This is a genomic window from Bacillus sp. CZDM1 (assembly GCF_055502545.1).
The window spans coordinates 578,358-591,289 of the sequence record NZ_JBUESO010000002.1 but is presented as its reverse complement, the minus strand read 5'-3'; the positions used below and the strand labels follow the sequence as shown (position 1 = coordinate 591,289).

Genomic DNA, 12,932 nt, shown 5'->3' with positions numbered 1-12,932 from the left:
GCGATGAGTTGAGTCTTTAAATCATAAGGAGGATTTTCATGCTGGAAAACACGAACTTTCATCACTATCTCGACACCTTTGAAAATAAGGACCATTCACGTCAAAAAGTTCACGTTATTATACAGGAACGAAAGCTCAGCTATCAGATTTACCAGCATTTCCATCCTTATACTGCTGAGCTAATTCGCCGACTCATTCAAACGTCTATTTCCGGTTTACAGGCGAGCGATACGGAATACCAAAAAAAGCAAGACGGCAGTTATGAAACACTGCCTGATGGCAAACCGAAGCCCGTGCTATACGAAGAGATATTCTCTGAGTCCCGGTATAAACCCTCTGAATTGGTAAATAAGCCGTATCCGGTTAAAGATTTAGATTTTAGTATCAGCGGTGCATACTCTGTCTACAATTGGGAATTGTTTTATCACGTACCCCTTACGATTGCCATACATTTGAGTAAAAATCAACATTTTGAGGAAGCGCAACAATGGTTCCACTTTATTTTTGACCCGACAGATGACGGTGAAGGACCTACACCGGAGCGATTTTGGAAAGTTAAACCTTTCCAAACGACCGATGTTCAACTGGTCGAGGATATCCTTTTGAACCTTTCTTCACACAAGGATCCTAAGCTCCTGCAAGATACTGTCAATAGTATTGGTGCATGGAGAAACGCGCCGTTCAGGCCGCACGTCGTTGCCCGGTATCGTCAATCCTCGTACATGTTCAAAGCTGTGATGGCTTACCTGGATAACTTAATCGCCTGGGGGGACATGCTTTTTCGGCAGGATACGGGTGAAAGCATCAACGAAGGTGCACAGATTTACATTCTTGCTGCCAGTCTTCTTGGCCCGCGTCCCCAAGCAATTCCGAAAAAAGGTTCGGTACGTCCGATGACTTATGCCAATCTGCAGAAAGACTTGGATGAATTCGGAAATGTCTTAAGTAAGCTGGAAAGTGATATCCCGTTTAATTTGATCCAGCCTCCGCCATCAACGGCAGAAAAGGAAGAAATAACAAACTTAAACAGCGTGGGTCTGGGATTGTATTTTTGCATTCCCCGCAACGATAAATTGATGGAATATTGGGATACTGTTGCTGACCGCCTTTTTAAAATTCGTAACAGTCTTAATTTCCAAGGAATCTTTCGACAGTTGCCATTATTTGAACCGCCTATTGACCCGGCACTCCTGGCCAAAGCCGCTGCTGCCGGGCTGGATGTGGCTGCCGTCATTTCAGGAACGGTTCAGTCGCTGCCACTCGTACGATTCCAATTTTTGATACAAAGAGCCAGCGAAATTTGTCAGGAAGTGAAGGCACTGGGCAGCAACCTACTCTCTGCTATGGAGAAGGAGGACAATGAAGCCCTTGCAATCCTAAGAGCACAGCACGAACATACGATTTTAAAAATGGCAGAGAATGTAAAATACCAACAGTGGCAAGAATCAATCAAGAATCGAGAAGTACTGGAACAAACTCTTTCGAATTTTGTCCAGCGCTTCATGTATTACGAACGATTACTTGGTGAAACAAAAAATGAGATTTTGAGCAAGATTCCAAAACTGGAGAAACTCGATAAAAATGGCTTAGAGGAAATGAAATTCAAGTCTGTCGAACCCATTTTGCTACCCCGTGATATCCCGGTTGACATAGCTGAGGATTTGAGCGGAGAGGGAGGAGGCAAAAAACTAAATCAACAGGAAGCTACAGAATTGCTAAAACTTAAATTATCAAGAGACTCGCAAGAGGAAATTGCATCATTAGAAAAACTTAGTTCAGTGCTGGGAATAATCCCCGATTTCACGCCAGATATAAAACCCATAGGCTTGGGAGCAGGTATCATTTTTGGGGGTTCTTTTTTATCAAAGGCGTTATCCTTATTGGCAAGTTCCATGCGCTCTGATGTGGACAGACTTAATTACGAAGCTGCAAACATGGCTAAAATTGGCTCTTATAGCCGCCGTGAACAGGAATGGGCATACCAAAGTACACAAGTTGCCGGAGAAATTAACCAGATTTATAAACAGATCCGGGCAGCACAAATCCGAGAGCAAATGGCTGAACGGGAATACCTAAATCACCAGAAGCAAATAAAGCTTGCCGAAGATATTGAGAAATTTTTGTCCGATGAAAAGGAGGGTAAAATAACTAAGAAGTCATTTTATACATGGATGAAACGAGAGATAAAAGGGTTATACGGACAATGCTTCCAATTTACATTCGATATAGCAAAGAAAGCAGAACGTGCCTTGCAGCACGAACTGGGTGATCCTAAATTAAGCTATATTCAATATGGGTATCTCACTGGAAAAGAGGGGCTGCTTGCGGGAGAAAAACTATACCTGGATATTAAACGAATGGAAATGGCCTATCATGACCTAAACACAAGGGAATATGAGCTGACAAAAAACGTTAGTCTATGGCAAGTCGATCCAATTGAATTGTTGAAGCTACGTAAGACAGGAAAATGTACAGTATCATTACCTGAAGAACTATTTGATCTGGATGGTCCTGGGCATTATTTCCGGCGAATTAAGTCCATTTCTTTGAGTATCCCTTCTGTAACAAGCCCGTACACCAGTGTCAATTGCACTTTAACTCTACAAAAAAGCACCATCCGTACCAAACCAATACTCCTTGGAAACGGAGACGGATACGCACGTGAAGGTGCCGAAGATAGTCGCTTTAATGACTTTTACGGCAGCCTGCAATCGATTGTCACCAGTAGTGGAATAAACGATAGCGGCATGTTTGAAACAAATCTCCATGATGAACGGTATCTTCCCTTCGAAGGTTCAGGTGTAATTAGTAATTGGCAACTACAACTGCCATCAGAAATACCTCAATTTGATTTTGATACAATCAATGATGTGATTCTGCACATTCGCTATACGGCACGTGAAGGTGGAGGTTTGCTGCGAAATGGTTCAGTGAAAAACCTTAACAAACATATCGATGAGGCATCTACTGTTGGTTCTGTACGTTTTTTTTCAGTACGGCACGAGTTTCCAAATGCTTGGACTAAATTTCAAAACGTAAATGTTTCGGAGAATGCATGGGGCGAATTAAAGTTAATATTTAGGGAAGAACACTATCCGTACTGGAGCAGAGAGAAATTAGGATCTATAAAGCAAATAGAAGTCTTTGCTCACTCTGCAGAAGAAAACATCAAAATCAGCAGGAGTCCTAACGGCTCTGGTGAAAATGTTGTTACCTTAACTACTTACGTTAAGGACTTGTTACAAGGGAAACTAGAAAAGGAACAATTTCCATGCAAACCTGCGGATGCTGAAAATCCAGAAAATTCAACTTTAAAAATGTATTTTAATAAAAAATCAATGAAAGATGTAATGATTGCGGTGACATGGGGTAAGTAATTTTTGGTATACAGGAACAGGATAAAAAAGCGGGGGATTTATTTCCCCCTTAGTGAATACTATTAAGAATTGAATTTACTTTTCTATTAAGAATGGCTACCCTGTTCCTCAAGGGCAGAAAGTCGTGCCATGACAGACGAGATATCACTCTCCGTTCCCCACTGTCTTTCTCCAATGAATCTTTGTGTCGTATTATTACCAAAAACTACTGGTAATCCTGCACTTATATTTTACATATGACGCTATTGACTTCCTCCTGCATTTTTTTGAAATTTATTAGAATATTTAGCTTATGTTAAATATATGCGTTGTTTTTTTCTCCAAGTTAAGATTTCACCATAATGAATGAGGGAATTCATGAGTATTGACAATTCTATGATTTTGGATGGTACATACGAAGCATTGAAGAACAAGGGAGTTGTCGACGAAAGCTTTTGGCTCTAGGTTGCAGAGCCAGAGCTGCAGTAGGAAAGATAGAGGCGGCTGGTTTTTAGGCTAATTATAAGACTATGGGTATACAGAAATATCGGGAAAACCTACTCAGATTAAGGAGTGACGGGAGTTTCTCATTCAATTCAGTTAGTGGAGAACACATTTGTATCTACGATGCAGGAGGGGCGACGGCAGAGCCCATGAAGAGTTACAGTGAACAGCGACGTTGTAACTCTGCTTCTCCCAATAGTTTTCTTCACTGTATAACGGAAGCCCGTCATCGGATTTTCCTTTAGCTGTTCGGATATGACTTTACTATGTTCATGTTAAGCAGGAATCTTGCACTTTTAGTATCATACTGGGTCTTTTTAGGTTATAACACAACACAAATGGTAATCACACATCCGCGTTTCAGTAGGTTATATTGAGATCAGTGCTCCGTCGAGGTTAGCACAGCTGTAGGGGTGGTGACCCCAGTTCTCATTGAGCTCAAACTTAATGAGATGGGGGGCAATCATATTCAGTACACTCGTCAGGATCCGGCACCGGCTCTATTGTTACTATCTCGATGCCAGTAACACCGTAGTTTCCCCAGGAATCAATTGCACACTCGCCATAAGCAATTCGGAAGAACCCTTCTTCACCCCAATCCAGGCCCCAACTATTCTTGCAAATCCAGTAGCCCTCGTCGTCGTTGTACCCGACAATCGTTACACAATGCCCGTCGTGTCGTTCTCCTGTTACATGTCTGTATATCCCACTGGTATAACTATAAAAATCGTCGTATACTATGAAACATGCGATAACAGGTCCCTTACTATTTATCCATTCTTTAATCTGCGCCGATTTTCCGGTGATTTCTTCATATCCTGTAATCTTAACAAAGTATTTAGGATTAAGATCAAAACCACTACAATGGTCAGCTCTGGAAAGCGCCTCATCGTAGTTTAACCAAGATTCTCCGTAGATCCCGTTGTTTTGGATACGGTCTAAAGCTATATGTGGCCACCATCCATTTTGACAGGACGCATTGAAACCGACAGCATTACCAAGACAGAAGAATAAATGAGCCTCACTGAGATCAACCGGATAGTCCGGGTCGTTATGCTGCATTCGTAAAGTGCTCTCCATGGTAGCAATGGTCCCGAAAGCTACGCACGAGCCACAACCTTTTTGATTCTTAATTGGCGTTACATAATTCTTTCCATTCACATTGCGTAAATCGTACGCTGCAATATCACGTACCACAGCTAACGCCTCAGCCTTAAATGATTCTTTCATTAATAACACACGCTGCTCTATCTCATCGATACTAAGTACGCCTGGTGGCGGTGTAGCACCAAGGTATTGCTTCTTTACATCAAATGGAAGCGAGGTCAAGCTTGTCACCCCTGCCAACCATGGATCGCCATTCACGTTTAACACGCTTCTGATCTGTTCTAAAAATTCACCATTATCCATACATACATTTCCCCTTTACATTGTTTACAGCGGTAAGGATAAATCCTAAATTAAATATTAACCCGATAAAGATTTTTTTCACGTCTTCATACCCCATTGAGTATAGAGATTGCATAATAAGTGGTTCCCCATTAGGCTTTGTTCTTCAGGCTATATTATACGACCATTAGTGTTATCAGATAAGGGGGGTTCTATGTACCTCCGATCAAGTGTTTGATTACGAACAGAATGAAACCACGTATTTTGTTCATCAGGCGATTAGTTCTAATTACATAATCACTCGGAATTTTTGTAATAATATGTTTAACAGCAAAAATAGCTTTAAATAAGGTTGTATGACAAAAGGGGATAGGTATGCCTTTAAATAACGGATACGGCGTAGTAATTGGAAAAGTGGACAGACACTTTATTGAATGTCCGGATTCTGAGGGTCGTTGGCCCCATTATCACATTAATGTAGATACTCCAGATGGACTATGCGAGTGTGTAATCAATCTGAAATCAAGAACGCAGATTAAAATTGAGTACAAAGATTACCAAAACGTGGACAGACAATTTTTTCTCTAAAATTATATCTAAACCCGATGGTTTCCATCGTTTAGTAAATGATTTAACATCAGGAGCGTTTGATTTTATTCGTCATCCAGGAATAAATAATATCGGAGAATGGAAACCAGAAAGTGGGAACAATGTAATCCTGCAAATGCAATCATACCTCAACAATGTAAAAAGAATTTATATTTTCGGAGAACCCTATGTAACGGGATTAGGGCTACATAATGTTCATATGAATCAGGGTGATCCGATAGGTAGTGATTTTTCACAGGAAAATGGTATATGGCAAGACGGTGGTGTTTTACTTGAGTATGAATGTCCGGAACCATCATTTTCTATTTTCCTTACCAAATTTGAAACACAATCATTGAATACAGATGAGCAAGGTCGTCCTCGATAGCAAGAAATCTGAATAGAAAATTGGCACCTAGAAGAGAGAATGTTTCTTAGGTGTCTTTTTTCAAGTAGTGAAAGGTTTTGACTTTTAAAGGTTTTAAAAGACTATTTGTTCTTAAAGCTTGTTCAAGAATGCGGTTAATTGAATAAAATCTTCTTTCTTTACTTCACCCGTATGGGCTACTTTATTTCGGATTGCATGAATAGTATCGCATTCAGAGAGGAAGGAATATTTGTTTTGGATGCCGGACAATTTCAAAAGTTTATCCGTAAATATTGTCTTATAATATTCAAAGCTTTGCCTAATTCAGGCGGAAGCCATTGGCGGCCTTTATGGTTATTTACATTTACTTGGTAACCATTACCTTTGTTAATCCAAGCATATGTATGAGGCAATTGTAGGTAGGATTTTGCTCTAGTTTAATGATTTATAATGTTAAGGCAAGGATTCATTTATATCATTAGGTAGTTCTAATTGGACAGATAAGTGCCCGCATAAATGGAAATAATAGGACTATTGTCATTATCTTCTTATATAGATGATAATAAAATATAATGGATAGTAATTTGTGGAGAAGACGGTGTGATGGTCACATGCATGAAGGGAAAACCACAAAATTATTTAGTAAATAATCGGCAAAGTAAAGGATGTGTTGGATGAGTCAATATAAACAAGATATTCTGAACTACGGCGAAGATATAAATGATCTCGATTACAGTGCATATGAGCATTTGAGGATGCTACACGATCGTACACTACTTGAGAACGTAAAACATGAACTTGATATGGATGAAAAAATCCTTTTATCCATGTATGATCTAATTTTGTTGAAAAAAGCGGAAGAGATGGCTAAACATATCGGCAGCGTATATGATTTTTCTCTATCTGATATAAATGGAATTCCACTTGAACAGTGGTGGTGGCATCTTGATAAGATTGTAAAAGGAAAATTATATGTAGAATATAATTCTTCTACAGAAAAAGTAATTTAATTAAAGAAGTGCCAGTCGCCACAATTTTTGGTGCCAGGCACTTTTTATTTTTTCGATAAAGAGCCAAGAAATTATGGGAGTATGATGAGAGAGGTGTCAGCAAACTAATTGCTGCCATGCCAATGACAAAATGGAGTGGCAGCTCTAAGGGGCTAATTTCCTATGAAAGTGATCTATTTCAATTAAACCTTGATGTAATAATAGTACATGAGGACATTTTATGGCATTGGACAAAGGGAATTTATGAGTATCGCTTACATTATCACTTTGAGCGGAAGGCACGATTACCATTAAGTTAATAATTTAAATGTTATTAATTAATGATATTTCTCGAATGTATGTTCTCCTTTTGCGCTTTTATGATATACTAGAAGAGTAATAGAATAGGATTTCTCAAGGGTGGTCGGCACACTCCCAAACAGAAAGGGGGTGATGCTGAATGACAGTTTTTGAGGCTTTAATGTTTGCGATTGGTTTTGCCAGTTTAATCGTAACCATACTGTCATTTAAATCAAAAAAATAATCCACCCTTGAGTTAGTGGCTCAGGTGGATTATTTCGCCTTTTAGCTGACTCCCTTAGAGGGAACCGTCTATTGCTGGACCGGACATGTTGCTGCATGTTCGGTCTTTTTTAATTTATTCAGAACTTAATTTTATTATAACTGAAATGAATGAAAATGTGCAAAACTGAAAAATTATTTATACAAATTTGCTTAATACTCCATTTACTAACCTCAAATTCAAAGTTATTGAACGATATAGTCCATCTCGACCTTATATTTTTCTTTACTAGTAGGAGTTAACCAAGCTTCTAGAATGTATTTGCCTTTTTCTAAATTTAGTTCAGTTAAATCTATATCATAATGTAATTCTTCCCCTGGTTTAAGCGTTTCTTCACCTAGTACAGCCATAAATAGGGCGACGCTTGAGAATAGAAATACCTGTTCACCATCCTCCGTTTTCACCGCATAATCAAAACGTTGGCTGCTTGTAAAATGAAATGTTATGTCTTTATCTGTTGGATTGGTTATTTGAAAACGAAACTTCCCATTTCCTTTGTCAACTAAACTCGACATAACATCCTCCTGTCCTTTTGCAACTTTGTCGCTGTCAAAATTTCCATAATACACAAATAAACCAATAACCATCAAGCTTACTATTAATAACAATGAAATCATTTTTTTACCTTTTCTCATATGATCACCCCGTTATCATAAAGGTTCTTCACTTATATAGACTTATTTAAATGGAAAATGTTACATAGTAGCTTTGCCTATTAATGAGGATAGCCCATAAACGGTTTTTCTAATCCAGTTCAGTAGGAGGTCTTACCTGCAAAAAAGAAACATCCTCGTGCTCTAATTTGGAGTCGAGGATGTTTTTTTGCTTTATTTCCTTTTAAGAACACCCTTTTTCACAAGATTAATAAGGGTACCCTTATTTTTATAACGATTATAAGCAATTAACCTATTTAAATCTTTTATGGTTAGCTCAGTTGGATTGATGGCCAGTTCAAATTCATCTTTTACTTTTTCAATCAACGAGCGTGCATATTCGATCTGCTTTGCTGATAATGTGTAATCCTCATCCTGGAGGGGAACTTGGTTTGTTTCTAATGCTGCAGCATGTTCCTTTAGCTTTGCATCCACTAGTGCCTCTACTTCTGCTTGACTAATTGATGGTTCCTTAACAGTACTATTTGGATCGGTGATTTTTAATAGATTTTCTTAATATACCTCCTTTAAATCACAGTGCCTTATTAAATTGAGGGAAAATCTTAGTATATTGGTAATTATCTACTTACTATTTTCTTATTTTTGGATTCTATTGACCTACAGACCTCTATATCTTCCTAGGGGTCTTTTTGGTGTTTTTAAAGGTATCTTTTTCATTGAAAAAGCTGAATAAAAAGTGTCGCGGAAAACCTAGGAATGTAGGTTATTAAAGGAAATCAAATCTTTTCCTCATATTTGGAAATATATAGCATAAGGGGAAAACCAATCTATAAAAATAGGAATATAGCAAAGGGAAGTTTACTATTTATTAAATATTGAAACTTTTTTGTAAAATAGCCGTAATAAAAACTAAAGACTTGCAAAAAGAGGGGAGACGAAATGGCTAATTTAAATAAAATATATAAAATCGTTGGCCTGATTTTTTTAGCAGCAATCGTCGTTATGGTCGGTTTCACCACTTGGTACACCGTCGATGAAAGTGAGCAAGCCGTTATTATTACCTTTGGTAAGGTTGAAGAAGGGGTCAATGAACCCGGGTTACATTTTAAGCTTCCGTGGCCCATTCAATCTGTTGAAACGTTATCAAAGGAAACCTTTAGTCTACAATTCGGTTATGAAGAGAAAGATGGGGAAATAAAAGAGTTTCCAAATGAAACGAAAATGATTACGGGTGATGAAAATATTGTTTTAGCGGACTTAGTCGTCCAATGGAAAATAACTGAGCCAGCCAAATATTTATTTAATGCTGAGAAGCCAGAAGAAATATTGTATAATGCTACATCTGCCTCTTTAAGAAGTATTATTGGAAGTTCGAAAATTGATGACGCTTTAACCTCAGGAAAGGCTGAAATTGAAGCGGATGTCCGGGATTTGTTATCTACATTGGTAGAAAAATACGATATCGGGATTTCGATCCTTGCGGTCAAGCTTCAGGATGTGGAGCTGCCCAATGATGAGGTAAGAAAGGCATTTACAAATGTTACAGATGCCCGTGAAACAATGAATACAAAGATTAATGAAGCAGGGAAATATCGAAACAAACGTACTAATGAAGCCAAAGGGGAAGTGGCTGCCATAGATTCAGCAGCCCTAGGTGATAAAGCAGCAAGGATCGAAACAGCAAGAGGAGATGTTTCCGTATTCAATAAACTGTACGATGAATATCGTACCAATCCTGACATTACTCGTGAGCGTTTAATTTTGGAAACGCTTGAAAAGGTTCTTCCTAATGCTGAAATTTATATTATGAACGATAATGGAGATACATTGAAATATTTCCCAATCAGACCTTTGGAAAACGAACAGCCAAAGACAAATGGGGAAGGAAGTGAAAAAAATGAGTAATGACAATGTAGTCAACATAGAGGGTCGCGGTCCAAAAGGATTTAACTGGCGGAACTACAAAAAAATAGGCATCTTTATCATTATCGTAATCGTCCTCTTAGGGGTATTCCTTTTAAACCTCATCGTTGTGAAAGAAGGCCAGTATAAAGTGATTCGGCAGTTTGGTGAAGTGGTACGAATTGTGAATACCCCAGGGTTAACCTATAAAGTTCCGTTCATTCAAAGTGTCACGACTCTGCCAAAATATCAAATGACGTATGATGTTACCGAAGCTGAGATTAACACCAAGGATAAGAAACGTATGCTCATTGATAACTATGCTATTTGGAGAATTGAAGATCCAAAAAAGATGATCACCAATGCTAGGACCGTTGAAAAAGCCGAATCCCGAATGGAGGAATTTATTTACTCCGTCGTTCGTTCAGAACTCGGGCAGTTAAACTATGATGAAATTATTAATGATGAAAAATCTTCACGTGGTTCTTTAAATGATCGGATCACTGATAAGGTGAATGACCTTCTCGGAAATGATCATTATGGGATTGTGGTTACGGACGTAAGGATGAAGCGCACGGATTTACCTTCGGAGAATGAACAGTCTGTATTCACAAGAATGATTTCTGAACGAGAATCGAAGGCACAGGAATATCTGTCTATGGGTGATGCAGAAAAGAATAGAATTGAAGCTGATACGGATCGCGAAGTGAAGGAATTGCTATCAAAAGCGAAAGCGGAAGCGGAAGCCATTCGTGCTGACGGGGAAGCTGAGGCAGCGAGAATCTATAATCAGGCGTTCTCAAAAGACCCAAGCTTTTATTCCATGTTCCGAACTTTAGAATCGTACAAAAAGACGATTAATGATGAGACCGTTATCGTCCTTCCATCCGACTCCCCATATGCACGTTTGTTGATGGGATATACAGATTAATCATATATACCAGCAAGTTAAATGAATGATAATGCCCTGCTATTGGCTTCGGTGTAGCAGGGCTTGTCCTGTCTGGTAAGAAAAAGGTTTTTTTAGGAGAAACATAAATAGAAGGGAGCGAAAAGAAGTGTATCGAATACGGATCGTTGCTTGTTTATCATTGATAGTTGGCTTTATGCTTATGCTGCTCCCAGTGGACAGCTCTGCAAAAGGAGAAGTTGTCTATGTTGTACCGATTGAAGAAACAGTTGAAAAGGGATTGTACGCCTTTTTGAAAAGAGCCGTTGAAAGTGCTGAGAATGATAATGCGAAGGTGATTATTTTTGAAATCAATACCCCCGGTGGAGCCGTTGATGCTGCTGTAGATATTGGCAGGCTGCTTACGTCCACGAAAACCAAGACAGTAGCTTTTATTAATAACCGAGCGTTATCCGCAGGCAGCTATATTTCATTAAATATGGATGAAATCTACATGGTGAAAGGAGGGACGATGGGAGCGGCTGCGATCATTGACCAGCAAGGGAATGCCGCTGGAAAGAAGGCGGAATCCTATTGGTTTGCCGAAATGAAAAATGCGGCCATGCATGCCGGCCGGGATCCCATTTATGCACTAGCAATGGCGGATGAAAATGTTGATTTACCAGAGTACGGAGCCGAAAAAGGGAAATTATTAACATTAACCTCTGAACAGGCGGTAGAGGTCAAATACGCTGAAGGAATTGTTAACAATCTTGATGAACTGCTTGAAATACTCGGATACCCCGAAGCGGATGTACGAACTCTTGAAGTAAGCATGGCTGAAAAAATGGCCCGCTTTATCACGAATCCATTTGTTTATTCGATGTTACTAACGATTGGACTTCTTGGTCTCGTATTGGAATTATTCTCACCTGGTTTCGGTGTTTTCGGGTTTATCGGAGTGTCATCATTGCTTCTGTTTTTTTATGGACATCTCGTCGCGGGTCTTACAGGTTATGAAACCCTTATCCTATTTATTATCGGGATTGCCCTCATACTATTAGAGTTGTTTCTATCAGGTGGTATTGCAGGGATCATCGGCTTTATCGCAATGGTTGCAAGTTTCTTTTTGGCAGCGGATAATGCAGTTTATATGGGTATATCCCTGCTAGTGGCCATTATAGTTTCCATCTTGATATCTATTCTAATGATTAAGGTCTTTGGTAAAAAAATGAGCCTGTTTAAAAAGATCATTTTAACCGATTCCACGAATACAGAAAGCGGTTATATCGCAAATATAAGCCGTTTAGAATTAATCGGACTGGTTGGGTCTACGTTAACAGTCCTGCGGCCATCTGGTACCATCGTCATTGAAAACGAAAGGCTAGATGCTGTAAGTGAAGGTGGCTATATTGGCAAAGGATCCAAAGTAAAAGTAGTGAGGGCAGAAGGGTCCCGTATTATTGTAAGAGAAATACCAAATCCGGATAAGGAGGAAAAATAGGAAGACGTCATGTAAATCAAAAAATTTGAGATTTTGTGCTTGATACCACCTGGCATATATCGAGATTTGTAGAAAAAATTATTTTCCTAAGAGAAATTTCTAACCATTTAAAAATGGATTACCATTATGATGAACAGGAATTAAACTAGATTCTAAAAGGCTTTTATGAAGATTATGTTTTAATAACAAGATATTTAGACGAATAGGGCTTTTAAGATCGTAAATTAGATGGAAGTAGTTATTGGTT

11 protein-coding genes and 1 pseudogene are annotated in these 12,932 nt (G+C 38.8%); 9 read left to right on the top strand and 3 right to left on the bottom strand.

The window, feature by feature from the left end; genetic code table 11:
• Nucleotides 1–38: 38 nt before the first annotated feature.
• Nucleotides 39–3,377, top strand: coding sequence for a Tc toxin subunit A-related protein (locus ACY3XC_RS07370; protein ID WP_464867980.1), 3,339 nt, complete (start codon nt 39–41; stop codon nt 3,375–3,377).
• A gap of 927 nt (nt 3,378–4,304) precedes the next feature.
• On the opposite strand, the gene ACY3XC_RS07365 is transcribed toward ACY3XC_RS07370, so the two are convergent.
• Nucleotides 4,305–5,270 (bottom strand): C1 family peptidase, encoded by a 966-nt coding sequence (locus ACY3XC_RS07365; RefSeq protein ID WP_464867979.1) that lies wholly within the window; start codon nt 5,268–5,270, stop codon nt 4,305–4,307.
• Nucleotides 5,271–5,624: 354 nt separating this feature from the next.
• Between ACY3XC_RS07365 and ACY3XC_RS07360 the strand changes: the two genes are divergently transcribed.
• From ACY3XC_RS07360 to ACY3XC_RS07340, 5 genes and pseudogenes are all read left to right on the top strand, one after another.
• A complete protein-coding gene (locus tag ACY3XC_RS07360) occupies nt 5,625–5,837 on the top strand; it encodes a DUF2278 family protein (protein WP_464867978.1) in 213 nt (70 codons plus the stop codon).
• On the top strand, nt 5,791–6,225 hold the full coding sequence (locus ACY3XC_RS07355) for a DUF2278 family protein (RefSeq protein WP_464867977.1): 435 nt from the start codon (nt 5,791–5,793) through the stop codon (nt 6,223–6,225). Before ACY3XC_RS07360 ends, ACY3XC_RS07355 begins: the two co-directional genes overlap by 47 nt.
• Nucleotides 6,226–6,878: 653 nt before the next feature.
• On the top strand, nt 6,879–7,214 hold the full coding sequence (locus ACY3XC_RS07350; RefSeq protein WP_464867976.1) for a hypothetical protein: 336 nt from the start codon (nt 6,879–6,881) through the stop codon (nt 7,212–7,214).
• Nucleotides 7,215–7,273: 59 nt separating this feature from the next.
• Nucleotides 7,274–7,513: pseudogene (locus ACY3XC_RS07345) on the top strand (RNA helicase); the annotation flags it as partial.
• Nucleotides 7,514–7,653: 140 nt separating this feature from the next.
• Complete coding sequence (locus ACY3XC_RS07340) at nt 7,654–7,737, top strand: putative holin-like toxin (RefSeq protein WP_464868053.1); 84 nt, start codon at nt 7,654–7,656, stop codon at nt 7,735–7,737.
• A gap of 224 nt (nt 7,738–7,961) precedes the next feature.
• Here the strand turns inward: ACY3XC_RS07340 and ACY3XC_RS07335 are convergent, their stop codons facing one another.
• Nucleotides 7,962–8,411: a BsuPI-related putative proteinase inhibitor gene (locus ACY3XC_RS07335; protein ID WP_464867975.1), complete on the bottom strand. Its 450-nt coding sequence runs from the start codon at nt 8,409–8,411 to the stop codon at nt 7,962–7,964.
• 192 nt (nt 8,412–8,603) lie between these two features.
• On the bottom strand, nt 8,604–8,864 hold the full coding sequence (locus tag ACY3XC_RS07330) for an ABC transporter ATP-binding protein (protein WP_464867974.1): 261 nt from the start codon (nt 8,862–8,864) through the stop codon (nt 8,604–8,606).
• Nucleotides 8,865–9,329: 465 nt separating this feature from the next.
• Between ACY3XC_RS07330 and hflK the strand changes: the two genes are divergently transcribed.
• From hflK to ACY3XC_RS07315, 3 genes are all read left to right on the top strand, one after another.
• Complete coding sequence (gene hflK, locus ACY3XC_RS07325; protein ID WP_464867973.1) at nt 9,330–10,295, top strand: FtsH protease activity modulator HflK; 966 nt, start codon at nt 9,330–9,332, stop codon at nt 10,293–10,295.
• Complete coding sequence (hflC, locus tag ACY3XC_RS07320; protein WP_464867972.1) at nt 10,288–11,223, top strand: protease modulator HflC; 936 nt, start codon at nt 10,288–10,290, stop codon at nt 11,221–11,223. Before hflK ends, hflC begins: the two co-directional genes overlap by 8 nt.
• A gap of 175 nt (nt 11,224–11,398) precedes the next feature.
• The gene (locus ACY3XC_RS07315) at nt 11,399–12,685 is read left to right on the top strand and encodes an NfeD family protein (RefSeq protein ID WP_464868052.1); all 1,287 of its coding nucleotides are present in this window, start codon (nt 11,399–11,401) and stop codon (nt 12,683–12,685) included.
• Nucleotides 12,686–12,932: the final 247 nt, after the last annotated feature.